This is a genomic window from Mycolicibacterium septicum DSM 44393 (assembly GCF_000455325.1).
GTDB classification, from domain to species: domain Bacteria; phylum Actinomycetota; class Actinomycetes; order Mycobacteriales; family Mycobacteriaceae; genus Mycobacterium; species Mycobacterium septicum.
In genome coordinates this window covers 261,869-283,716 of sequence record NZ_HG322952.1, presented here as the reverse complement: position 1 = coordinate 283,716, position 21,848 = coordinate 261,869, and the positions used below count along the sequence as shown (strand labels likewise).

Annotated in this window: 24 protein-coding genes; 17 read left to right on the top strand and 7 right to left on the bottom strand. The window is 67.7% G+C overall.

Translation table 11 applies throughout. The features are described from left to right. The first annotated feature begins 97 nt into the window (after positions 1 to 97). From TX88_RS21270 to TX88_RS21255, 4 genes are read left to right on the top strand one after another with little or no spacing between them, the layout of a single operon-like run. Positions 98 to 763, top strand: coding sequence for an Rv1363c family protein (locus TX88_RS21270; protein WP_044519903.1), 666 nt, complete (start codon positions 98 to 100; stop codon positions 761 to 763). After that, positions 760 to 1,527, top strand: a complete 768-nt coding sequence (locus tag TX88_RS21265; protein ID WP_044519902.1) for a hypothetical protein — start codon at positions 760 to 762, stop codon at positions 1,525 to 1,527. The genes TX88_RS21270 and TX88_RS21265 overlap by 4 nt, the downstream gene beginning before the upstream one ends. Beyond that, positions 1,524 to 2,429 carry an alpha/beta fold hydrolase gene (locus tag TX88_RS21260; RefSeq protein WP_044519901.1) on the top strand — a complete coding sequence of 302 codons (906 nt, stop codon included), beginning with the start codon at positions 1,524 to 1,526 and terminating at the stop codon, positions 2,427 to 2,429. The genes TX88_RS21265 and TX88_RS21260 overlap by 4 nt, the downstream gene beginning before the upstream one ends. Positions 2,430 to 2,463: 34 nt before the next feature. Then, entirely contained in the window at positions 2,464 to 3,675 is a 1,212-nt protein-coding gene (locus tag TX88_RS21255; protein ID WP_247613960.1) for a WS/DGAT domain-containing protein, read from the top strand. Between the two features lie 13 nt (positions 3,676 to 3,688). Here the strand turns inward: TX88_RS21255 and TX88_RS21250 are convergent, their stop codons facing one another. Next, a complete protein-coding gene (locus TX88_RS21250; RefSeq protein WP_044519899.1) occupies positions 3,689 to 4,288 on the bottom strand; it encodes a TetR/AcrR family transcriptional regulator in 600 nt (199 codons plus the stop codon). A 24-nt stretch (positions 4,289 to 4,312) separates the two neighbouring features. Here TX88_RS21250 and TX88_RS21245 point away from each other — a divergent pair, with 24 nt between their 5' ends. The 4 genes from TX88_RS21245 to TX88_RS21230 all read left to right on the top strand — a co-directional run bounded on the left by TX88_RS21245 (position 4,313) and on the right by TX88_RS21230 (position 7,802). Then, positions 4,313 to 5,077, top strand: a complete 765-nt coding sequence (locus TX88_RS21245) for an SDR family NAD(P)-dependent oxidoreductase (protein WP_044519898.1) — start codon at positions 4,313 to 4,315, stop codon at positions 5,075 to 5,077. A 22-nt stretch (positions 5,078 to 5,099) separates the two neighbouring features. Further along, on the top strand, positions 5,100 to 5,624 hold the full coding sequence (locus tag TX88_RS21240; protein ID WP_044519897.1) for a DoxX family protein: 525 nt from the start codon (positions 5,100 to 5,102) through the stop codon (positions 5,622 to 5,624). Between the two features lie 77 nt (positions 5,625 to 5,701). After that, positions 5,702 to 7,435, top strand: a complete 1,734-nt coding sequence (locus TX88_RS21235) for a DUF3556 domain-containing protein (RefSeq protein ID WP_044519896.1) — start codon at positions 5,702 to 5,704, stop codon at positions 7,433 to 7,435. Then, a complete protein-coding gene (locus TX88_RS21230; protein ID WP_084622044.1) occupies positions 7,407 to 7,802 on the top strand; it encodes a hypothetical protein in 396 nt (131 codons plus the stop codon). Before TX88_RS21235 ends, TX88_RS21230 begins: the two co-directional genes overlap by 29 nt. A gap of 103 nt (positions 7,803 to 7,905) precedes the next feature. Here TX88_RS21230 and TX88_RS21225 read toward each other — a convergent pair whose 3' ends face one another. Continuing rightward, positions 7,906 to 8,697 (bottom strand): FadR/GntR family transcriptional regulator, encoded by a 792-nt coding sequence (locus TX88_RS21225; protein WP_044519894.1) that lies wholly within the window; start codon positions 8,695 to 8,697, stop codon positions 7,906 to 7,908. 203 nt (positions 8,698 to 8,900) lie between these two features. Here TX88_RS21225 and TX88_RS21220 point away from each other — a divergent pair, with 203 nt between their 5' ends. The 3 genes from TX88_RS21220 to TX88_RS21210 are packed head-to-tail and all read left to right on the top strand — an operon-like array spanning position 8,901 to position 11,992. Then, on the top strand, positions 8,901 to 10,049 hold the full coding sequence (locus TX88_RS21220; RefSeq protein WP_044519893.1) for a thiolase family protein: 1,149 nt from the start codon (positions 8,901 to 8,903) through the stop codon (positions 10,047 to 10,049). Then, positions 10,046 to 10,846, top strand: a complete 801-nt coding sequence (locus tag TX88_RS21215; RefSeq protein WP_044519892.1) for a crotonase/enoyl-CoA hydratase family protein — start codon at positions 10,046 to 10,048, stop codon at positions 10,844 to 10,846. Before TX88_RS21220 ends, TX88_RS21215 begins: the two co-directional genes overlap by 4 nt. Positions 10,847 to 10,849: 3 nt before the next feature. Then, positions 10,850 to 11,992: an acyl-CoA dehydrogenase family protein gene (locus TX88_RS21210; RefSeq protein ID WP_044519891.1), complete on the top strand. Its 1,143-nt coding sequence runs from the start codon at positions 10,850 to 10,852 to the stop codon at positions 11,990 to 11,992. Between the two features lie 77 nt (positions 11,993 to 12,069). On the opposite strand, the gene TX88_RS21205 is transcribed toward TX88_RS21210, so the two are convergent. Together TX88_RS21205 and TX88_RS21200 are read right to left on the bottom strand one after the other, a co-directional pair. Beyond that, positions 12,070 to 12,771, bottom strand: a complete 702-nt coding sequence (locus tag TX88_RS21205) for a fasciclin domain-containing protein (protein ID WP_044519890.1) — start codon at positions 12,769 to 12,771, stop codon at positions 12,070 to 12,072. A 156-nt stretch (positions 12,772 to 12,927) separates the two neighbouring features. Further along, positions 12,928 to 14,280, bottom strand: coding sequence for an MFS transporter (locus TX88_RS21200; protein ID WP_110918119.1), 1,353 nt, complete (start codon positions 14,278 to 14,280; stop codon positions 12,928 to 12,930). 40 nt (positions 14,281 to 14,320) lie between these two features. On the opposite strand from TX88_RS21200, the gene TX88_RS21195 reads away from it, so the two are divergent. Beyond that, entirely contained in the window at positions 14,321 to 15,277 is a 957-nt protein-coding gene (locus tag TX88_RS21195; protein ID WP_044519888.1) for a GlxA family transcriptional regulator, read from the top strand. A 31-nt stretch (positions 15,278 to 15,308) separates the two neighbouring features. Beyond that, on the top strand, positions 15,309 to 15,830 hold the full coding sequence (locus tag TX88_RS21190; RefSeq protein ID WP_039324483.1) for a gamma carbonic anhydrase family protein: 522 nt from the start codon (positions 15,309 to 15,311) through the stop codon (positions 15,828 to 15,830). Here the strand turns inward: TX88_RS21190 and TX88_RS21185 are convergent. Continuing rightward, the gene (locus TX88_RS21185) at positions 15,802 to 16,839 is read right to left on the bottom strand and encodes an aldo/keto reductase (RefSeq protein WP_044519887.1); all 1,038 of its coding nucleotides are present in this window, start codon (positions 16,837 to 16,839) and stop codon (positions 15,802 to 15,804) included. The two genes, TX88_RS21190 and TX88_RS21185, sit on opposite strands and share 29 nt — an antisense overlap. Before the next feature lie 78 nt (positions 16,840 to 16,917). On the opposite strand from TX88_RS21185, the gene TX88_RS21180 reads away from it, so the two are divergent. Next, on the top strand, positions 16,918 to 17,505 hold the full coding sequence (locus tag TX88_RS21180) for a TetR/AcrR family transcriptional regulator (protein ID WP_044519886.1): 588 nt from the start codon (positions 16,918 to 16,920) through the stop codon (positions 17,503 to 17,505). Here the strand turns inward: TX88_RS21180 and tet(V) are convergent. Both tet(V) and TX88_RS21170 read right to left on the bottom strand, forming a co-directional pair. Continuing rightward, positions 17,502 to 18,782, bottom strand: coding sequence for a tetracycline efflux MFS transporter Tet(V) (gene tet(V), locus TX88_RS21175; RefSeq protein ID WP_084622147.1), 1,281 nt, complete (start codon positions 18,780 to 18,782; stop codon positions 17,502 to 17,504). The two genes, TX88_RS21180 and tet(V), sit on opposite strands and share 4 nt — an antisense overlap. Positions 18,783 to 18,859: 77 nt before the next feature. Next, the gene (locus tag TX88_RS21170; protein WP_044519884.1) at positions 18,860 to 19,663 is read right to left on the bottom strand and encodes an enoyl-CoA hydratase; all 804 of its coding nucleotides are present in this window, start codon (positions 19,661 to 19,663) and stop codon (positions 18,860 to 18,862) included. A 134-nt stretch (positions 19,664 to 19,797) separates the two neighbouring features. On the opposite strand from TX88_RS21170, the gene TX88_RS21165 reads away from it, so the two are divergent. The 3 genes from TX88_RS21165 to TX88_RS35245 all read left to right on the top strand — a co-directional run. Beyond that, the gene (locus TX88_RS21165; protein WP_044519883.1) at positions 19,798 to 20,883 is read left to right on the top strand and encodes a CaiB/BaiF CoA transferase family protein; all 1,086 of its coding nucleotides are present in this window, start codon (positions 19,798 to 19,800) and stop codon (positions 20,881 to 20,883) included. 52 nt (positions 20,884 to 20,935) lie between these two features. Continuing rightward, positions 20,936 to 21,691 carry a 3-hydroxyacyl-CoA dehydrogenase gene (locus TX88_RS21160; RefSeq protein WP_044519882.1) on the top strand — a complete coding sequence of 252 codons (756 nt, stop codon included), beginning with the start codon at positions 20,936 to 20,938 and terminating at the stop codon, positions 21,689 to 21,691. A 16-nt stretch (positions 21,692 to 21,707) separates the two neighbouring features. Beyond that, a partial coding sequence (locus tag TX88_RS35245) for a nitronate monooxygenase (RefSeq protein WP_044519881.1) occupies positions 21,708 to 21,848 on the top strand: 141 nt, incomplete at its 3' end.

The following is a 21,848-nucleotide window of genomic DNA, read 5'->3' as shown; positions in this document are numbered from 1 at the left end:
TGCCGGTACCGCTGATGACGGTGTGACCGGTGCCACGTACTTTGGACCGCACGCGTGCCATTGCACGCGCCACGCAGTGCCACCGAGGAGCAGATGAATGGCAGCCGACAGCGCTGACACCGAGCCGGTCGAGCCGACCGAGACCGAGGAGTCGAGCCAGTCCGCCCCTGAAGCCGAGGCCCCCGAATCCGAGGCTGAAGAAGAGTCGGCCGAGGCCGCAGAACCCGAGTCCGAAGCGGTCGAAGAGGCTGCTGAGGCTTCGGCGCCGAAGCGGCGCGGGTTGCTGCGCAGGCCGACGGCGGCGATTGTCGGAGTGGTGCTCGTCGTCGCACTCGCGGCGCTGACCGGTTGGCTGGGCTACAACTTCTATCAGGTCCATCACGAACAGCAGCGACGCGCGATGTTCGTGGACACCGCCCGGCTGGGCGCCACGAACCTCACGAGCATCGACTGGGAGCACGCCGAGGACGACATCCAGCGAGTACTGGACACGTCGGCCGGGAAGTTCTACGACGACTTCGAGAAGCGTTCGAAGTCCTTCCTCGAAGTGGTCAAGCAGATCAAGTCGAAGTCGGTGGGCACGGTGACCTCATCGGGGCTGGAGTCCTACTCGGACGACAAGGCGGATGTTCTCGTCTCGGTGACCGTCCGGTCGACGAATGCGGGCGTGCCGGAGCAGACGCCGCAGGTGTGGCGAATAGTGTTGACGGTGCAGGACATTGAAGGCAAGGCGAAGGTTTCCAACGTGGAGTTCATCCAATGAGCGGCCGGCACACGATGCCGCCGGCCGGGCGCCGTAAGGCCGCGGCGGCTGCTGCAGAGAACTCCGAATCGGCAAGCCCCGAGCCGGAAACCGTCGAAGAATCGATCGCCGAGGAACCGGCCGCAGCTGTGGAGTCTGCCGACGCCGAGTCGGTCGTGGAGGAGTCGGTCGACGCCGCGGCCGAGGCCGACGAGGTAGAGGCCGACGAGACCGACGCCGAGGCTGACGAGACGGAGGCCGAGGAGACCGCTGAAGAGCCCGCCGAACCCGAACCGTCGCGCGCCCGCTCGCGGGTCAGCCTGCCGGTTGTACTGGGGGCACTCGCTCTGGTGTTGGCATTGACCTGCGGGGTGCTGCGGTGGCTCACCGTGTCGGAGGACCAGAGCGCCACGGCCCGAGATGAAGCGGTTCAGGCGGCCAAAGAGATCACTGCCCAGATGCTGTCGTATGAGACCGAGACCGTCGATCAGCAGCTCAGCGCGGCCCGTGACCGGATGACCGGGGACTTTCTGGGCACCTACACCGCGATGATCAACGAGGTCATCCCGGCAGCGCATGCGCAGCAGATCGCGGCCGTCGCCGAGGTGTTGCGGGCGGGGACGGTGAGCGTGAAGCCCGGCAGTGTCGAGATGGTGTTGTTCGTCAACCAGAGCGTCCAGGTCGGAAACCACATGCCACAGAAGACCCCGTCGGTTGCCCGCGCCACCTTGGTCAAAGAGGGCGACCGCTGGCTGATGTCCGAGTACGAACCGGTGCCGCTGTGACCGAGCCACGCTTGATCGAGGTCGCCACCCCGGCTGTGCAGTTGCAGGCGCTGGTGTGGGGGCCTGAGGACGGCCCGGTTGCGTTGTGTCTTCACGGTTTTCCTGACACCGCCCACGGCTGGCGCAAGGTGGCGCCCGTTCTGGCGGAGGCCGGCTGGAAAGTGGTCGCCCCGTTCATGCGGGGTTACCTGCCCTCGTCGACTCCGGCCGACGGGAGCTATCACGTCGGGGCGCTGATGGACGATGCCCTGCGGCTGCTGCAGTTGGTCGGCCCCACCGGACGCGATGTCATCATCGGCCACGACTGGGGTGCCATGGCGGCGTCGGGCGTTGCGGCGTTGCCGGACAATCCGTTCAAGAAGGCCGTGATCATGTCGGTGCCGCCGTTGGCATCGTTTCAGCCGTTGGGCCGGGTGCCCGATGCCGGCAAGCTGCTGGCCCAGTTGCCGCGTCAGGCGTTGCGCAGCTGGTACATGATGTACTTCCAATTGCCGTGGCTTCCTGAGCGTTCGGCGTCCTGGGTGGTGCCCCGGCTGTGGAAGACGTGGTCGCCGGGATACGACGCGGCCGAGGATCTGCGCCACGTCGAGGCCGCGATCGGTGCGCCGGACCGGTGGCGCGCTGCCTTGGGCTACTACCGGGCCACGATCCGCATGAGCAAGCCGCCGGCGCAGTACGCCGAGCTGCACAGGCACTGGCTGCTGCCGCCGGTGCTACCGTCGCTGTACCTGCACGGCACCGACGATGGCTGTGCCGCACCGGATTACATCCGGTGGGTGCGCGAGGTGCTGCCGGCGGGCAGCGACGCCCACGTCGTCGAGTCCGGCGGTCACTTCCTGCAACTCGATCAGCCGGATGTCACGGCCGCCCGCATCCTGGATTTCGTCGGACGTGCCGGCTAACCGACTCACTGCGGTCGATGCGCAGATGTTCTGGATGTCGTCCAGGATGCCCAACGACACCGTCCTGCTCTACGGATTCGACGGTGTACCTGCCGATCTGACGGGGGCGCTGGGCGAGCTGGCGGCGAATGCCCGCACCGCGCCAGACCTGTCGCAACGCATCGACGACACCGCCCGGCTGCACTACCCGGCCTGGGTGCCGTCCCGGGTCGACGAATCCCGGTTCGTGGTACACGATCTCGACGATTCGACGTGGCTGGGTTGCCTGGCGGCCGTGAGTGGGCTGGTGGACGATCAACTCGACGCGCAGGTACTGCCGTGGCGGTTGCACGTCTTCCCCGGAGTCGAGGGGATGCCCGGTGTCGCCGGGGCAGGCACGGTGGCGGTCCTGCAGATCACCCATGCCCTCGGCGGCGGTGGGCGCACCTGCGGCCCGGCCGCGGTGATGTTCGGCCGCCAGGGAGCGGTCGCACCGGTGGTGCCGGTGTACGGCCACCCGGCGATGTTGCCGTGGCGAAGCATCGAAGCGGCCAGGGCCCACCGGCAATTGGTGGCCGACACCGAGGCCGGGCGGGTGCCTCCGGCCGCGACGCTACGCCCGCCGCTCCGGACGAACGACCGTCCCTCGGGCGTACGCAGCATGCGGACGGTCGTCCGGGATCGAGCGCAGCTGTCCGGCGCCACCGTGACGGTGTGTGCACTGGCCGGGATATCCGAAGCGCTCGCCGGTCAACTCCGTGAGCTCGGGACAGATCCGGCCACTCTCGGCGCCGAGGTGACCATGGCGAAATCCGGTCCGCGCCAGGCGTACAACCATTTCGGCACCGTCGGCGTGGGCCTGCATCCCTCGCTGCCGGTGGCGCAGCGCCGCGCCGCGATCGCCGCTGAACTGGCGGCGCGCCGGGAACGCGCCGCACACCCCGCGATGCGCGCCTCGGAACGGGCGTTCGCCGCCACGCCGGCCCCGCTGCTGAGGTGGGGGATCGGCCAATTCAATCCCGACACGCGTTCGGCGACGGTCACCGGGAACACCGTGGTTTCCAGCGTGAATTGCGGGGCCGCGGATTTCGGTTTCGGCGGTATGCCGGTGCGGCTGGCGGCCGCGTTTCCTGGCTTGTCGCCGATGGTGGGGCTCACCCACTGCGTGACGGGCTTGGGGGACACCATTTCGGTCAGCGTGTTCGCCGCGGAGTCGGCGATCGGGGATGTCGACGCGTACCTCGACCGGCTTGAGGCGGCGTTGTGATGGTCCCGCGGGGCTACCGGCGCAGCATCGCGATGCCGACGTCCAACGCGGACTCCAGGTAACTCAGATCGCCCGAGGCCAGCATCACGCTGACCCCGCCCTGGATCCCGGACAGCAGCGCGGCGCCCACCCGGTCCGCATCCAGATCGGCGGCGATCTTTCCCTGCGACTGCATGTGCCGGATCCCCGCCGAGATCTCGTCATGCCATTGCCGCAGCAGGGCTTTGGTGACCGCCTGGGCGCCGGGGGTGGTACGGCCGATCTCCGACATCAGCAGGCTCAGCGGGCAGCTCTGGCCCTGGCGGCGGTAGCGCTCGACCACGGCGTCGCGCCACCGCTGCCAGGCGGCCCATGAGGTCAACTCGCCGAGGTAGGGCTGCTGATCCTCCAGCACCATCTGCGCCTCGCGTTCGGCCACCGCGAGCAGCAGTTGGTCCTTGCCGTCGGGAAAGTAGTGGAACAACTGGCTCTTGGAGGTCTGGGTGTGGGCGCGGATGTCGTCGAGCGTGGTGGCGGCCACTCCGTGGCTGCGGATCACCGCGGCGGCGCCCTCGATGATCCGACGCCGGGTGGCCTCGCCCTTGGCTGTCAGTTTCTGGACTTGCAGGTCCATTTTCAGCGGCCTATACCTGGACTCATGAGTCCAAACATTACGCGCCTGCAGGGCCGCACAGCACTTGTCACGGGATCCACCGGCGGCCTCGGCGTCGCCATCGCCAAGGCCCTGGCCGACCAGGGCGCCTTCGTCGTCGTCAGCGGCCGCAACAAGGAACGCGGCGACGCCGTCGTCGCCGAGATCCGCAGCGCCGGAGGGCAGGCCGAGTTCGTCGCCGCGGACCTCGGGGCCGGAGGCGATGAGGTGCAGCACCTCGCGCAGCAGGCCACCGCGGCCGCAGGCGGGCACATCGACATCCTGGTCAACAACGCAGGCGTCTGGGGAATGCCGGAACCCACGGGCGAGGTCTCCGAGCAGGCACTGCTGGAGTCGTACCAGACCAACGTCATCGCGCCTTTCCTGCTGACGGGGGCGCTGGCGCCCGGCATGGCCGAGCGCGGCCACGGTGCGGTGGTCAACGTCGGCTCGATCACCGGGCTGATCGGCGGAGATCGCTCGGCGCTGTACTCGTCGACCAAGGCGGCGGTGCACTCCCTGACCAAGTCGTGGGCGGTCGAGTACGGCCCGAGCGGGGTGCGGGTGAACGCGGTGGCACCCGGGCCGATCGCCACGGAGCGAGCGTTGGAGGCCGCCGATCATGTCGCGCCAGTGCTGGCCCGCATCCCCTCGCGCCGCATGAGCACCCCCGAGGAAGTGGCCGCGGCAGTGACGTTCCTGGCCGGTGATGACGCCGGAAACATCCACGGCGTGATCCTCAGTGTGGATGGGGGCTGGGCGGCCGCTTAACAGATGTCCTACATTCTGTTACATGGCTTCCTCCGCTTACGACACTGCGATCCTGCTCCTGCGCGTGGTGCTCGGCCTGACCATGGCCGCACACGGCTACAACAAGTTCTTCGGTGGCGGGCGGATCCCGGGCACCGCGGGATGGTTCGACAGCATCGGCATGAAGCCGGGCCTGTTCCATGCCCGGGTCGCGGCCGGCACCGAGATCGCCGCCGGTCTAGGACTGGCCCTCGGCCTGCTGACCCCGGTGCCCGCAGCCGGGTTCGTGGCGCTGATGCTGGTGGCGGCCTGGACCGTGCACCGGCACAACGGGTTCTTCATCGTCAAGGAGGGCTGGGAGTACAACCTGGTCCTGGCGGTGGCCGCGGTGGCCATCGCAGGCACCGGGGCCGGTCGCTACAGCCTTGATCACCTGCTGTTCTCCAACTGCAGCTTCTACCATCTGCTGCACGGCTGGTGCGGGTTGGCGATCGCGGTGGTGCTCGGTCTGGCGGGTGGCATCGGCCAGCTGGTGATCTTCTTCCGCCCGCCGGCGAAGACGTCCTAGTTCGTCCGGCGGTCCAATGACCGCTGACTGGCCAGAACGACTACCCCGCGACTAGAACACGTTCTAATCTGTCGGGCATGGGCTTTCTCAAACAGGAATCTCCCGAGATCGACTTCGAGCAGTGGAGCAAGGGCACTCGCGCGGAGAAGATCCAGCCGATGGCACGGCACTGGGCCGAGGTCGGCTTCGGAACCCCGATTGCGCTGCACCTGTTCTACGTCGTGAAGATCCTGGCCTACATCCTCGGTGCCTGGCTGATCGCGCTGACGACCACCGGGGTCGACGGGTTCACGAACGTCGCCTCCTGGTACGCCGAGCCGATCGTCTACCAGAAGGTCGTGTTCTACACGATGCTGTTCGAGGTCATCGGCCTCGGCTGCGGCTTCGGTCCGCTGAACAACCGGTTCTTCCCGCCCATGGGATCGATCCTGTACTGGTTGCGGCCCAAGACGATTCGGCTGCCACCGTGGCCGAGCCGGGTGCCTCTGACCAAGGGGGACAGCCGCACCGTCGTCGACATCGTGCTGTACGGGGCGTTGTTGGTGGTGCTGGTCGTCGCCCTGTTCTCGCAGGGCACGGGCCCCATCCCGGAACTCGGCAGCGAGATCGGCGTGCTGCCGGTGTGGCAGACCGCCACGATCGTCGGTCTGCTCGCCCTGGCCGGCCTGCGCGACAAGGTGATCTTCCTGGCCGCCCGCGGCGAGGTCTACGGCTCGCTGGCGGTCTGTTTCCTCTTCGCAGGCCCCGACATCATCATCGCCGCCAAGCTCATCTGCCTGACCATCTGGATCGGCGCGGCGACGTCCAAGTTCACCAAGCACTTCCCGTTCGTCATCTCGACGATGATGAGCAACAACCCGGTGTTCCGGCCGCGGTTCATCAAGCGCAAGTTCTTCGAGCACTTCCCGGACGACCTCCGCCCGGGGCGGCCGTCACGCTTCGTGGCGCATTTCTCCACCGCCATCGAGGGTTTGGTTCCGCTGGTGCTGTTCTTCTCCCACGGGGGCTGGCCGACGACGATCGCGGCATTCGTCATGCTCGTGTTCCACTTCGGCATCCTGAGCTCGATCCCGATGGGCGTGCCGCTGGAGTGGAACGTCTTCATGATGTTCTCGGTGCTGGCGCTGTTCGTCGGGCACGCCGAGATCGGGCTGGGCGACCTGGGCAGCCTGTGGCCGATCGTGTTGTTCGCGGTGGTCGCCGGCACTGTGGTGCTGGGAAACCTGTTCCCGCGCAAGATCTCGTTCCTGCCCGGCATGCGCTACTACGCCGGCAACTGGGACACGTCGCTGTGGTGCGTCAAGCCCTCGGCCGCGGAGAAGATCGAGAAGAACATCGTCGCGATCGCCAGCATGCCGGCCGCCCAGATGGAGCGGTACTACGGCAGCCCCGAGGTCGCGCAGATGTACCTGTATATGGGATATGCGTTCCGCGGCTTCAACTCTCACGGCCGGGCGCTGTTCACCCTGGCGCACCGGGCGATGGCCGGCCACAACGAGGACGACTACGTGCTGACCGATGGCGAGCGGATCGTCTCCACGGCCATCGGCTGGAACTTCGGTGACGGGCACATGAGCAATGAACAGCTCGTGGCCGCGTTGCAGAAGCGGTGCCATTTCGAGCCGGGGGAGGTGCGGATCGTCATGCTCGACGCTCAGCCGATCCAGCGTCAGACCCAGCAGTACCGGCTCGTCGACGCGGCCACCGGGGAATTCGAGCGGGGTTACGTCAAGGTCGCCGACATGGTGACCCGCCAGCCCTGGGACGACGAGCTGCCGGTCCATGTCCAGCGAGATGACGTCACCACCTGAGCCGGTCGCGGTTTGGGTCGATGAGTCCGGGCAGTTGATGAGTGACCTGGGCAGTGTCGACACGCAGTGTCACGCCACGGTCCGGGCCCGCCATTGTCCGGAGCGGGCGCAGTGCGTGCTGCTGCACCGGGCGCCGGGTCCGCGGTTGATCTTCGGTGAGTTGATGTCCGAGCTCGACGACGAGGCCGGCATCTACCTGGAGACGCACGCCAAAAAGCTTGATGCGGACCTGATCTCGATCACTGTCGACCACGTCGGCCCGGACGGTCCGGCCGGCAGTTGGCGTTACCGGCTGCTGCCGATGCGATGGAAGACCGCAGACGGTTGGCGGGATACCGATGCGCGGCTGGCGGTGTGGCCGGACTAGCTGTGGACCTCGAAACTGCGCACCGCTCCTCGAAACTGCGCACAGATCGCCACTTTGCCGCGAAACGCGATCTGGGTGCAGGCTCGGTGATCAGCGCGCAGGCTCAGCGCATGACGTCGCGGACCTTGACGCTCTCGATGTCCTGCAGCATCAGGATCCGTGCGGTGTCCAGGTGCTTGCGCCAGTGCGCTTCGGCGGCGTCGCCGTCGCCGGAGCGGATGAGCTGGATCAGCTTGCGATAGGAGCGCATCAGCTTGTCGTAGTCGGACTTCGATACCGGCCGGCGCTCCTTGAACAGGAAGGCGTGGTGCCGCACGGTGATCTCGTGCAGCATGCCGGCGATGATGCCGAGCGTGGCGTTGCCCGACAGCTCCACCACACGGCGGTGAAAGTCACCGGTGGTCGCGGCCAGCTGGTCCGACTGGTGGTCCTTCGGGATGTGCTCGTCGAGCATCTGTTCCAGTTCGGCGAACGCCGCCTCGTCACCCTTCTCGGCGAGCAGGCGTGCGGCCATCGGCTCGATCGCCGCGCGCCCCACCAGGAGGTCGGCGATATCGGCTCCCGACAGTTCGAGCAGCAGCCCGGCCGGGCGGGCGACGATCTCGGGGCCGGGAACCCTGACGCGGGCGCCGGTGCGGGAGCCGCGGCGCACCTCGACCAGACGCTCGGACTCCAGCACCCGCACGGCCTCGCGCAACGTCGGCCTGCTGACCCCGAAATGCTCCATGAGCTCGGCTTCGTTGGGCAGGAAGTCGCCCTCTTTGAGCTGGCCGTCGACGACCATGCGCCGTAATGTGCCTGCGACGAGCTCGGCGGTCTTCGGAGAGCGGACCGGTGCCTGCGGTGCTATCGCGTCAGGGCCGATCATCGGCGCCAGCGGTGTGGTTCGAGCCACCAGACACTCCCGGGTAGGACAACTTCTGCGCCGGCCGGACGGCCAGCTGTACAACTCAGTAAACCATCTGTTCACCGCAGGAACGGAACATCGGCACCTACCAACCAGTAGGTTGACCTAGTAAACCTACTGGTCTATTTTCACCTCGAGCGCCCCGTTTCGCTCCACTGGGGTCGCGCCACCCACCCTTCAAAGGAGAAGTCATGGCTGAAGCCGTCATCGTCGAGGCCGTCCGGTCGCCTGTCGGGAAGCGCAACGGTGCCCTCTCGGGTGTGCACCCGTCGGAGCTGTCGGCCCAGGTGCTCAACGGCCTCGTGCAGCGCGCCGGGATCGATCCCGCCCTCGTCGACGACGTCATCTGGGGCTGCGTCATGCAGGCCGGTGAGCAGGCTCTCGACATCGCCCGCACCGCCGTGCTGACCGCCGGATGGCCCGAGACCGTTCCCGGTGTCACCGTCGACCGCCAGTGCGGTTCCAGCCAGCAGTCTCTGCACTTCGCCGTCGCCGGCGTGGTCGCCGGTCACTACGACGTCGTCGTGGCCGGTGGCGTCGAGTCGATGTCGCGTACCCCGATGGGTTCCTCGCTGGCCAACGGCGGGCACCCCTACCCGGAGGCCTTCCGGGAGCGTTACAACGGGCAGAACCCCAACCAGGGCGTCGGCGCCGAGATGATCGCCGAGCAGTGGGGCCTGTCGCGCACCCAGCTCGACGAGTTCTCCCTGCGGTCGCACGAGAAGGCCGCCGCCGCACAGGATGCCGGCGCGTTCAAGGATCAGATCGTGGGCATCAAGGACCAGGATGGAAATGTCGTCCTGGAAGACGGTGGCATCCGCCGCGGCGGCACCGTCGAGTCGATGGCCGCCATCAAGCCGGCCTTCAAAGAGGACGGCGTGATCCACGCCGGTAACTCCAGCCAGATCTCCGACGGCTCGGCCGCGCTGCTGATCATGTCTGCGGAGAAGGCAAAAGACCTGGGGCTCAAGCCACTTGCCAAGGTGCATACCGCGGTGCTCGCCGGTGCTGACCCGGTCATCATGCTGACCGCGCCGATCCCGGCCACCCAGAAGGCGCTGGCCAAGTCCGGCCTGAGCGTCGACCAGATCGGCGCGTTCGAGGTCAACGAGGCGTTCGCCCCGGTTCCGATGGCCTGGCTCAAGGACATCGGCGCCGACGAGAGCCGGCTCAACCCCAACGGCGGTGCGATCGCTCTGGGTCACCCGCTCGGCGGATCCGGTGCCCGTATCCTGACCACCCTGCTGTACCACATGCGGGACAACAACATTCAGTACGGCCTGCAGACCATGTGTGAAGGTGGCGGCCAGGCCAACGCGACCATCCTGGAGCTCCTGTGACCGATACCGACACCCAGCCCGGCGCGCTCGTCGAAAAGCGCGGCAACGTTCTGCTCATCACGATCAACCGGCCCGAGGCGCGCAACGCGATCAACGGCTCGGTCAGCGTCGCCGTCGGTGATGCGCTGGAGCAGGCCCAGAACGATCCGGAGATCCGCGCTGTCGTGATCACGGGCTCGGGCGACAAGTCGTTCTGCGCCGGCGCCGACCTGAAGGCGATCTCGCGGGGCGAGAACCTCTTTCACCCCGAGCATCCGGAATACGGATTCGCCGGCTACGTCAGCCATTTCATCGACAAGCCGACGATCGCCGCGGTCAACGGCACCGCCCTGGGCGGCGGCACCGAGCTGGCCCTGGCCAGTGACCTGATCGTCGCCGAGGAGAACGCCAAGTTCGGTCTGCCCGAGGTGAAGCGCGGCCTGATCGCCGGTGCCGGCGGCGTGTTCCGCATCGCCGAGCAGCTGCCCCGCAAGGTGGCCAACGAACTGCTGTTCACCGGCGAGCCGATGTCGTCGGCCGACGCACTGCGCTGGGGCCTGATCAACCAGGTCGTGCCCGACGGCACCGTCGTCGACGCGGCACTCAAGCTGGCCGAACGGATCACGGGCAACGCGCCACTGGCCGTGCAGGCGAGCAAGCGCGTCGCCTACGGGGTCGACGAGGGCGTCATCACCGGCGACAAGGACGGCTGGAAGCGCACCAACCGCGAGTTCAGCACCCTGCTGCGGACCGAGGACGCCAAGGAAGGGCCACTGGCCTTCGCCCAGAAGCGCGAACCAGTTTGGAAGGCAAAGTAAGCCATGAAGCGACAGATCTACACCGCGGAACACGAGGCGTTCCGCGAGACGGTCAAGGAGTACATCGAGCGTGAGCTCGTGCCGAACGCCGAGAAGTGGGAGACCGAGCGCATCGTCGACCGGTCGGCCTACACCGCTGCCGGCAAGTACGGCCTCATCGGGTTCAACATGCCCGAGGAGTTCGGCGGCGGCGGCTCGGATGACTTCCGGTTCAACGCCATCATCGACGAGGAGATCGCCAAGGCCGGCGTGCACGGCCCGGCGCTGAGCCTGCACAACGACGTCGTCGGCCCGTACTTCAAGGAGCTGGCCAACGACGAGCAGAAGCAGCGCTGGATGCCCGGCATCACCACCGGCGAGCTGATCATCGCGATCGCGATGACCGAGCCGGGCGCCGGCAGCGACCTGGCGGGCATCCGGACCTCGGCGGTGCGCGACGGGGACGACTGGATCATCAACGGCTCCAAGACGTTCATCTCGTCGGGCATCAACTGCGACCTGTGCGTCGTGGTCGCCCGCACCGACCCCGAGGCCGGTCACAAGGGCTTCACGCTGTTCGTGGTGGAGCGGGGCATGGAAGGCTTCACCCGCGGCCGCAAGCTCGACAAGATGGGCCTGCACAGCCAGGACACCTCCGAGTTGCACTTCGAGAACGTCCGGGTGCCGAACGCCAACCTGCTGGGCAAGGAGGGTCGTGGTTTCTACCACCTGATGACCAACCTGCCCTCCGAGCGGCTCGGCATCGCCATCTCGGCGATCTACGGGGCCCGTGCGGTCTTCCAGGAGACGCTGCAGTACGCCAAGGACCGCAAGGCCTTCGGCCAGCCGATCGGCAGCTTCCAGCACAACCGGTTCCTGCTCGCCGAGATGGAAACCGAGCTGGAGGTCACCGAGAACTACCTCGACCGCTGCCTGCAGGGTGTGGTCGACGGTGAGCTGACCGCGGTCGAGGCGGCCAAGGCCAAGTGGTGGGCCACCGAGGTCTCCAAGAAGGTCGTCGACCAGTGCGTGCAGCTGCATGGCGGCTACGGCTACATGATGGAGTACCGGGTTGCCCGCGCCTACGTGGACGGACGGATCCAGACGATCTTCGGTGGCACCACCGAGATCATGAAGGAGATCATCGGACGCGAGCTGGGCGTCTAGCTTCACGACCAGACACAAAAGTCCCCCAAATCAAGCGATTTGGGGGACTTTTGCGTCTGCTCGCGCAGAGAAGAAGATCAGCCGATCGGCGCGTCAGCGGCCGGGGTGGCTTCCGGGGCCTTCGTCGTGGTCGTGGTGCTGGAGCCCGACGGCACGATGGCGTCCGGTGGGCTGTTGGGATCCAGCACGGTGTCGATCAGGTAGATCCGGGCGTTCTGGGACTGGATGGGACCGCAGACGAGCTTGGCGGTGTCGTTGACCTTGATGTCGCCGCCCTTGCCGGTCACCTTCACCTCGGCGCCCTGCTGGGTCGGCCGCTGCCCCTTGACGTCATCGGGGCCCAGCAGGCCGAGGAAGGCGTGGTAGTAGTCCAGGCTGGTGAGCGCGGCCGGATCGGCCTTGAGCGCGTCGAGCTTGCCGGGCTCCAGGGCGGCGAACGCGTCATTGGTGGGCGCGAAGATCACGTACGGGCCGTTGTCGAGCACCGGCACGATGTTGACGTCCGGGTTCAGGCCGCCGGAGATGGCAGCGTTGAACGTGCTGATGTCCGGGATGCTGGCCAGCACCTTGCCCGTCGGCACGTCAGCGAGGCTCTTCCAATCCGGCATGGCCTTCTTGAAGTTGTCGCAGCCGGAGCCCTGCGGATCGGGGATCTCCACAACCGGGGCTGTGGTCGTCGTCGGCGCCGGGTCGGCGTAGGCGGTGACCGCCAACGGCAGCGACGCCGTGATCGCGGCGACTGCCGCAGCAACGCCCAGAGTCTTGGTGCGAGTCTTCATCGGTGGGTCTTTCCTCCCGCTCATGCCTAGCCTGTAGTCGTCGGCTGCCGGTGACGCGTTACACGGCTCTCGGCGCGACGATGGCGAGCAACCGCGTACACAACAACCTCAGCGTTCCCCGCGGCGCCGCATCGGATGGTATGCGCAACGTTGCGGTTACGGCAAAGCCGAAGTGTCCACTCGATCGGGCTCGGAGCTTGTGACCTGGGCTTTTCGGATGCTGAGGCATAACAGTGCAGCGACGAAACACAGCCCGGCGGCCAGCTGGAAGGCCAGGTCGTAATTGCCGTTGAGATCCCGCAGCCACCCTGCGCCCGCGGCGGCGATGGCCGCGCCGACCTGGTGGGAGGCGAACACCCAGCCGAACACCACCGGCGAACGGTCCCCGAAGTAGTCGCGGCACAGCACGATGGTCGGCGGCACGGTCGCCACCCAGTCCAGGCCGTAGAAGACGACGAAGACCCAGGTGCTCGGTTCGGCGTGCGGGGAGAGCAGTGCCGGCAACAGCATCAGTGACAGGCCGCGGCCCGCGTAGTAGACGAGCAGCAGCAGCCGCGGGTCGACGCGGTCGGTGAGCCAGCCGGAGAACACCGTGCCCGCGACGTCGAGAATGCCGATGGTGGCGAGCAGACCCGCGGCGACGGTCGTGGGCATGCCGTGGTCGTTGGCGGCCGGGATGAAGTGCGTGCCGATCAGACCGTTGGTGGTCATCCCACAGATCGCGAAGCTCCCCGCCAGCAGCCAGAACACGCGGGTCCGTGCGCCGATGCGCAGGCCGTCGAAGGCCGTCTTGAAGCCGCCCGCCGGGGCCGGGGTGGGCGGGGCGAGTTCAGTTGCCCCGTAGGGGGCCAGACCCAGGTCGGCGGGGCGGTTGCGCATGAACAGCGCGACGAGGGGGACGACGGCCAGCGAGGCGGCCGCGACGATCAACGATGCCCAGCGCCAGCCGTGTTGCGTGGTGACGGCCGCGACGACCGGCAGGAACAGCAGTTGACCGGTGGCGCTGGCCGCGGTGAGCACACCGGTGACGAGCCCGCGGCGCTGTTCGAACCAACGGGTGGCGATGATCGCCACGAATCCCATCGAGATCGACCCGGTGCCGATGCCGACCAGCACGCCCCACAGCAGCACCAGCTGCCAGCTGGCCGTCATCGCGATGCTCGACGCCGAACCCGTCGCGATCAGCAGCAGCGACACCGTCAGCACCGGCCGGACCCCGAAGCGGTCCATCAGTGCCGCGGCGAACGGCGCGGTGAGCCCGTACAACATCATGTTGACCGACATCGCCAGCCCGACCGTGCCGTGCGACCAGCCGAACTCATGGTGCAGCGGATTCATCATCACGCCCGGAATGGACCGGAACCCGGCCGCGCCCAGGATCGCCACGAAGCTCACCGCGGCGACCACCCAGGCCCAGTGGATGCGGACGCGCGGAACCACCGCAGCCCGGTCGAGGTTTCGAGTCACCCGACCACTTTCGCCGAGGAGGACCCTAGGTACCAGTGGCATAAACGACAACGAGCATCAAAAACGTGCCACACTGACGGTCGTGCACCGCGTCGCCGTCCTGTTGCTGGCCCCGGTGGTCGGCTTCGACGCCACCATCGCGCCGCTGCTGTTCTCCAACGCCACCGACAGCGACGGGAATCCTCTCTACGACGTCGTTACGTGCGGGCTCACCACCGACCCGGTGCCGTCCACGACCGGGTTCGCGATGGTGCCCGCCGCGGGAGCCGAAGCGCTGGAATCGGCGGACACCGTGGTGATCCCGGGCACCCGGTACGCCCCGGCACGGGCCGACGGTGTGCTGGGCGCCGAGGTGACGCAGGCCCTGTCGCAGATCCGCCCCGGCACGCGGCTGGTGTCGATCTGCACCGGGGCTTTCGTGCTGGCTGCCGCGGGCCTGTTGGACGGCAGGCCTGCCACCACCCATTGGCGCTTCGCCGCGGATATGCGCCGTCTGCACCCCGACGTTCTCCTCGACGAGGACATCCTGTTCGTCGACGACGGCGACGTACTGACGTCGGCGGGCCTGGCCGCCGGAATCGACCTGTGCCTGCACATCATTCGCACCGACCACGGTGCTCAGGTGGCCAACGCAGTGGCCCGCTATTGCGTGGTGCCGCCATGGCGGGAGGGCGGGCAGGCGCAGTTCATCGACCACGGGTTCGCCGTCACCGATCACGCCTCGACCGCTGCCACCCGCGACTGGGCGCTGCAGCATCTGGACGAGGAACTCACCGTGACACGGCTGGCCGCCCGTGCCCACATGAGCGCCCGCACGTTCAACCGTCGATTCCGTGAGGAGACCGGACAGGCTCCGGGTGCCTGGATCCGCAGCCGCAGGCTGGACCTGGCCCGCGAACTTCTGGAATCCGGGGACCTGTCGGTCGACGAGGTGGCCAGGCGTTCGGGTCTGGGCACCGCGGGCAACCTGCGTCATCATCTGCGGCGCGGGCTCGGGATGTCCCCGTCGAGCTACCGCAAGGTGTACCAGGGCGCGTGAGCCGGCCGGTCGGCTGTCTACCATGACCGGCATGCCAGAGCCGCTGATCGTCTCCGTCGCAGGTCATACCCCGCAGATCGACCCGGACGCCTGGGTTGCCCCCAATGCCAGTGTGATCGGCCAGGTTTCGCTGGCCGCCGGTGCCAGCGTCTGGTACGGCGCCACGCTGCGCGCCGAGGTCGAGCCCATCGAGGTCGGTGAGGGCAGCAACATCCAGGACGGGGTGACCGTCCACGTCGACCCGGGTTTCCCGTGCCGGATCGCCACCGGGGTGACGGTGGGTCACAACGTGGTGCTGCACGGCTGCACCGTCGAGCAGGACAGCCTGGTCGGGATGGGCGCGGTGGTGCTCAACGGCGCGGTGATCGGCGCAGGCTCACTGGTCGCCGCCGGTGCGGTGGTGCCCCAGGGCATGGTGGTGCCGCCGCGCTCGCTGGTGGCCGGTGTGCCCGCCAAGGTGCGCCGAGAACTCAGCGACGACGAGGTCGGCCACAACCAGCTGAACGCGGCGGCCTACACGCATCTCACCGGGTTGCACCGAGAGGCGGATTGAGCTGCGCGAACCCGTCCTGGCGGAAGTACGGGAAGTAGGGATAGGGCGCGTCGCGGGTGCTTGCGGCGTCCAGCCGCGCGATCTGGCCGGCATCCAATGCCCACCCGACCGCACCCAGGTTGTCGCGTAACTGCCGCTCGTCACGAGCCCCGATGATCACCGACGACACCGTGGGTCTGCGCAGCAGCCAATTGAGCGCGACCTGTGGCACCGTCCTGCCGGTCTCTTCGGCGATCGCGTCGAGTTCGTCGACGACACCGTAGAGAAGCTCGTCGTCGACCGGCGGCCCGGCGTCGGCGGTCGCGTGCAGGCGGCTGCGTTCCGGCAGGCTCCGGCCGCGCCGGACCTTCCCGGTCAGCCGGCCCCAGCCCAACGGGCTCCACACCAGCGCGCCGACCCCTTCGGCCATCGCCAACGGCATGAGCTCCCATTCGTAATCGCGCCCGATCAGTGAGTAGTACACCTGGTGTGCGATATACCTTGGGCGATGGTGCTTTTCGGCGAGGCTGAGGGACTTCATCAGCTGCCAGCCGGAGAAGTTCGACACTCCGGTGTAGCGCACCTTGCCCTGATCGACGAGTGTGTCGAGGGCCTGCAGCACCTCGTCGATCGGGGTGAATGCGTCGTACGCGTGCAACTGGAACAGATCGATGCGGTCGGTCTGCAGACGTGTCAGCGCGGAATCGACGGCCCGCAAGAGCCGCGCCCGTGACGTTCCCCAGTCGTCGGGGGCGGTCGGCAGCGCGGCCTTCGTGGAGATCAGTACGCTGTCGCGGCGCCCGCGCAGCGCTGCGCCGAGTACCTCCTCCGAGGCGCCGTCCGAGTAGACGTCCGCGGTGTCGAACAAATTGATGCCGGCCTCCAGGATCAGGTCGACCATCGCCCGCGCCTGGTCGATCCCGGTGTTGCCCCAGGCGCCGAAGAACTCTCCTGTCCCACCGAAAGTCGCTGCGCCGAAGCTCAGTTCGGAGACCACGAGCTCAGAGTCGCCAACCTTGCGATATTCCATTCCCACTCCTTAACGAGATTGTCTTCCCGATAAGGAACACGCTACTAACGGGACAATATTCCTAATAAGATGAGCCGAATGGCAGCCGAACGCCCGGGCGGGCGCACCGCGGCCGTCCGCGCTGCGGTGCTGCGCGCGACGGCCGACCTACTCATCGAGGCAGGGCTGGAGGGTCTGGAGCTGACGGCGGTCGCCGAGCGGGCCGGCGTCGGCAAGTCGACGGTGTACCGGCGTTGGGGTTCGGTACCGGCGCTGGTGGCAGACCTCTTGGCCGACATGGCAGAACAGTCGGTGCCACGGACCGACACCGGTTCACTGCGCGGCGATCTGCGGGCCAACGCGACACTGGTACGTCGCACCCTCAACGATGCCCGCCAAGGCCGGTTGTTCAAGGCCGCCATCGCCGCGGCGACGTGCGACCAGCACACCGCGGCGGCGCTGCAGGTGTTCTACGACCGACGGATCGCCGAGTGGGCCGGGTGTGTGACCGACGCGGTGGAGCGGGGCGAGGTGCCTGCCGGGACCGATGCCGCCGCGGTCATCCGGCAGGTCTCCGCCCCGCTCTACTACCAATTCCTCACCAGTACGCGGACTCTCACGGTCGCCGACGCCCATCGTGCGGTCGACGCCGCGATCGCCGCTGCCGTGGCAGGGGTGTTCACCTAACGCAGCGGGTGCGCCAGCTCGTCGCGCGGCATCCGCGCCGCCGTCACGGCCACCGCGGCCAGAACGACGGGCAGCAGCCCCGCCACCAGGAAGATGGACTCCATCGAGACCACCTTCGACAGCGGGCCGACGATCGCGAAAGACAGCGGCATGAACGCCAGCGACACGAAGAAGTCCAGGCTCGATACCCGGCCCAACATCTCCGTCGGCACCCGGCGCTGCAGCAGCGTTCCCCAGATCACCATCCCCGCACCGTCGGTGACGCCGACGCAGAACGTGGCCAGCGCCATCAACGGGAACGACGACGTGACGCCGACGACCACCAACGGCACCGAGCCCAGCCCCCACATCAGCATCATCGTGGTCAGGTAGCGCCGCGGCATCCGGCGCGAGGACACCGTCAACGCCCCCAGCGCGCTGCCGAATCCGAAGAACGCCAGGATGAATCCGTACGCCCGGGCGCCGTCGGCGAACCGGTCCTGGGCGATGAACGGCAGCAGCACCTCGATCGGACCGAGAACGACGAGCACGAACATGCTGGCGAACAACAGCGTCCACAGCAGCCACGGGGTGCGCACCATGAACGCGAAACCTTCACGCAGATCGCGCAATACGTGCGGGCGCTCGCCTTCGCCCTGCGTCGCAACCGAATCCACGGTCGGGCGGGTGGCGACCAGCAGGACCAGCCCCGCGCCGAACAGCACGGCCACGACGACCGCGCCCAATGAGGGGAAGGTCGCGGCGATCACCATGCCTGCCACCGCAGGCCCGACCGAGCGCTGGAAGACCGGGCGCACCACGCCCTCGACGCCGTTGGCCGCCAACAGTTGTTCCGGCGGCAGGATGCGGGGCAGCAGGGCGCTGTAGGCCGGGAAGAAGAACGCCGCGGCGATGCCGAGAATGCCCGCCGCGACGGCCAGATGCCAGATCTTGAGCAAGTCGAGCAGGCCCAGCACCGCGACGGTCGTGACCGTCACCAGATTGACGGTCTCCACCGCGATGATGATCGTGCGCTGGTTGACCCGGTCGGCGGCGATCCCGCCGACGAGAACGAACGCCACCAGGCCCACGCCGAGGCAGGTGGCCACCAGTGAGAGGGAGGCCGGATCGTTGTCGATCGCGATGACCTGCAACGCCATCACCACCGACCACATGCCCTCGGCGAAGATCGACAACGTGACAGCGGCGATCAGCAACCGGTATTCACGGATGCGGAAGGGCGCGAGCACGCGCCAGCCGCCGGTCTGATCGACCGGCGTCTGGGTGTCGTCCTGCATGCTCACAACATTCGATGGTGCCCACCCGGAGTGGGTCGAGTCCAACGATTTTCGCCGGCGTGAGCCCCGGCGGGCGCCTACTGCTGGGTGAACTCCGGGCGCCGGTTCTGCTGGAAGGCCTTGGTGCCCTCGCGGAAATCGTCGGACCCCAGCAGCTGCAGCTGGCCCTTGCGCTCGCGGGCGAAGGCGCCCTCGAGCTCGGTCAGCGTGGCCGCGTTGACGGCCTGCTTGGTCTCGCGCAGGGCCACCGCCGGACCCGACCGCAGCTTGGCGACGACCTTGTCCACCGCGGCGTCGAACTCGTCGGCCGGGTACACCGCGCTGATCAGACCCCAGTCGTAGGCGTCGGCGGCGGTGAGGCGGTCGGCCAGCAGCGCCAGCCGCATCGCCCGGATCCGGCCGATGTTGGCGGCGACGAGAGCCGACGCACCGCCGTCGGGCATCAACCCGATCTTGGTGAAGGCCAGCAGGAAGAAGGCCGACTCCGAGGCCAGCACGACGTCGCACGCCAGTGCCAGTGACACCCCGACGCCGGCGGCGGGGCCCTGCACCACGGCCACGACCGGCTTGGGCAGCGCCACGATGGAGGCGACGGCGCGGTTGGCGGCGTCGAGCACGCCTGCGGCGTCGTGGCTCTTGGCGTTCTGGTCTTCCTCACTGATGCCGGCGCCGGAGCTGAATCCGCGGCCCGCGCCGCCGAGGCGAACCACGCGCACTCCCGCGTCGGTGGCGGCCAGCTCCATGGCATCGGCGATCGCCACGAGCATGTCCTGGGTCAGCGAATTGAGGCTGTCGGGCCGGTTCAGCGTCACCGACAGCACACCGCCCTCGAGCGACACGGTCACGTCTTTTACGTCGGGGTACTCGCGGGTCACGGTCATCTATGCACCTTAGGTCTGACGGGCCAGAGGCCCGGTCCGGGCGGGGCCGGCTATGGCCATGCCGGTCGAGAAGGTTATACAAGTAAGCTATGTCACCGGTCAACCAAGGCCTAACACGCGAAGGGCGGAAGAGCATGGCAGGACCACTGCAGGGTTTGCGCGTTGTGGAGTTGGCCGGTATCGGCCCGGGCCCGCACGCGGCGATGATTCTCGGAGATCTGGGTGCCGACGTCGTGCGGATCGAGCGGCCGGGCAAGGGCACCGGCACGCCGAGCGGCGACACCATGCTGCGTAACCGCCGGTCGGTGGCCGCGGACATGAAGAGCGACGAGGGCCGCGCGCTGGTGCTCAAGCTCATCGAGAAGGCCGATGTGCTGATCGAGGGCTTCCGTCCCGGCGTCACCGAGCGGTTGGGTCTGGGGCCCGAGGACTGCGCCAAGGTCAACGAACGGCTGATCTATGCCCGCATGACGGGCTGGGGCCAGGAAGGCCCACGGGCCCTGCAGGCCGGCCACGACATCAACTACATCTCGCTGAACGGCCTCCTGCACGCGGTAGGGCGCAAGGGGGAGCGGCCCGTGCCGCCGCTGAACCTCGCCGGTGATTTCGGCGGCGGCTCGATGTTCCTGCTCGTCGGCATCCTCTCGGCGCTGTTCGAGCGGCAGACCTCGGGCAAGGGGCAGGTGATCGACGCGGCCATGATCGACGGCTCGTCCGTGCTGATACAGATGATGTGGAGCTTCCGTAGCCAGGGCCTGTGGTCCGACGAGCGCGGCACCAACATGCTCGACACCGGCGCGCCGTACTACGACACCTACGAGACCTCCGACGGCCGCTACATGTCGATCGGGGCGATCGAGCCGCAGTTCTACGCCGAGCTGCTCAAGGGTCTCGGCCTGGACGACGCCGATCTTCCGGACCAGAACGACATGGCCCGTTGGCCCGAGCTGCGCGAGGCATTCACCACGGCATTCGCCGCGCACGACCGTGACCACTGGGCCGAGGTGTTCGCAGGCACCGACGCGTGTGCGGCTCCGGTGCTGTCCTTCGCCGAGGTTCTCACCGAACCGCACATCGCAGAGCGGAACACATTCTTCGACGAAGGCGGCAACCTGCAGCCGATGCCTGCACCGCGGTTCTCCCGCAGCGTCCCGGCGGTGCCGACGCCACCGGGTCCGCGCGGCACCGACACCGAAGCCGTTCTGCGGGACTGGATTTAGTTCAACCACATCAGGAGGTCGGCGCCATGCCGGCCGGAAAGGAATGCGGTAAGTGGAGATCAAAGACGCGGTAGCCGTCGTCACCGGCGGTGCCTCCGGCCTGGGCCTGGCCACCACCAAGCGGCTGCTCGATGCCGGCGCCCAGGTGGTCGTGATCGACCTCAAGGGGGAAGAGGTCGTGGCCGAACTGGGTGATCGGGCCAGGTTCGTCGGCACCGATGTGACCGACGAGGCCGGTGTGTCCGAGGCGCTCGATGTCGCGGAATCGCTTGGCCCGGTGCGGATCAACGTCAACTGCGCGGGCATCGGCAACGCGATCAAGACCCTGAGCAAGAACGGTGCGTTCCCGCTCGACGGGTTCCGCAAGGTGGTCGAGGTCAACCTGATCGGCACGTTCAACGTGATCCGGCTGGCCGCCGAGCGCATCGCCAAGACCGAGCCTCTCAAGAACGAAGAGCGCGGCGTCATCGTCAACACCGCCTCCGTGGCGGCGTTCGACGGGCAGATCGGGCAGGCCGCCTACTCGGCGTCCAAGGGCGGTGTGGTCGGCATGACCCTGCCGATCGCGCGGGATCTGTCGCGTGAGCTGATCCGCGTCTGCACCATCGCGCCGGGTCTGTTCAAGACCCCGCTGCTGGGTTCGCTGCCCGAGGAGGCGCAGAAGTCGCTGGGCCAGCAGGTGCCGCACCCGGCCCGACTGGGCGATCCCGACGAGTACGGCGCCCTGGCCGTGCACATCATCGAAAACCCGATGCTCAACGGCGAGGTCATCCGCCTCGACGGTGCTATCCGCATGGCTCCCCGGTAACCAGGAAGGCGAACATATGGCATTGAAGACGAAGTTCACCGAGACGTTCGGGATCGAGCATCCCATCGTGCAGGGTGGCATGCAGTGGGTCGGCCGCGCCGAACTCGTTGCGGCCGTGGCGAACGCGGGTGCGTTGGGTTTCATCACCGCACTCACG

Excerpts from the sequence above, each read along its gene's own strand:
- TX88_RS21270 (WP_044519903.1), top strand. The coding sequence starts at position 98 with ATGGCAGCCGACAGCGCTGACACCGAGCCGGTCGAGCCGACCGAGACC.
- TX88_RS21265 (WP_044519902.1), top strand. The coding sequence starts at position 760 with ATGAGCGGCCGGCACACGATGCCGCCGGCCGGGCGCCGTAAGGCCGCG.
- TX88_RS21255 (WP_247613960.1), top strand. The coding sequence starts at position 2,464 with ATGTCGTCCAGGATGCCCAACGACACCGTCCTGCTCTACGGATTCGAC.
- TX88_RS21250 (WP_044519899.1), bottom strand. The coding sequence starts at position 4,288 with ATGGACCTGCAAGTCCAGAAACTGACAGCCAAGGGCGAGGCCACCCGG.
- TX88_RS21245 (WP_044519898.1), top strand. The coding sequence starts at position 4,313 with ATGAGTCCAAACATTACGCGCCTGCAGGGCCGCACAGCACTTGTCACG.
- TX88_RS21240 (WP_044519897.1), top strand. The coding sequence starts at position 5,100 with ATGGCTTCCTCCGCTTACGACACTGCGATCCTGCTCCTGCGCGTGGTG.
- TX88_RS21235 (WP_044519896.1), top strand. The coding sequence starts at position 5,702 with ATGGGCTTTCTCAAACAGGAATCTCCCGAGATCGACTTCGAGCAGTGG.
- TX88_RS21230 (WP_084622044.1), top strand. The coding sequence starts at position 7,407 with ATGTCCAGCGAGATGACGTCACCACCTGAGCCGGTCGCGGTTTGGGTC.
- TX88_RS21220 (WP_044519893.1), top strand. The coding sequence starts at position 8,901 with ATGGCTGAAGCCGTCATCGTCGAGGCCGTCCGGTCGCCTGTCGGGAAG.
- TX88_RS21210 (WP_044519891.1), top strand. The coding sequence starts at position 10,850 with ATGAAGCGACAGATCTACACCGCGGAACACGAGGCGTTCCGCGAGACG.
- TX88_RS21205 (WP_044519890.1), bottom strand. The coding sequence starts at position 12,771 with ATGAAGACTCGCACCAAGACTCTGGGCGTTGCTGCGGCAGTCGCCGCG.
- TX88_RS21200 (WP_110918119.1), bottom strand. The coding sequence starts at position 14,280 with ATGCCACTGGTACCTAGGGTCCTCCTCGGCGAAAGTGGTCGGGTGACT.
- TX88_RS21190 (WP_039324483.1), top strand. The coding sequence starts at position 15,309 with ATGCCAGAGCCGCTGATCGTCTCCGTCGCAGGTCATACCCCGCAGATC.
- TX88_RS21185 (WP_044519887.1), bottom strand. The coding sequence starts at position 16,839 with ATGGAATATCGCAAGGTTGGCGACTCTGAGCTCGTGGTCTCCGAACTG.
- TX88_RS21180 (WP_044519886.1), top strand. The coding sequence starts at position 16,918 with ATGGCAGCCGAACGCCCGGGCGGGCGCACCGCGGCCGTCCGCGCTGCG.
- TX88_RS21170 (WP_044519884.1), bottom strand. The coding sequence starts at position 19,663 with ATGACCGTGACCCGCGAGTACCCCGACGTAAAAGACGTGACCGTGTCG.
- TX88_RS21165 (WP_044519883.1), top strand. The coding sequence starts at position 19,798 with ATGGCAGGACCACTGCAGGGTTTGCGCGTTGTGGAGTTGGCCGGTATC.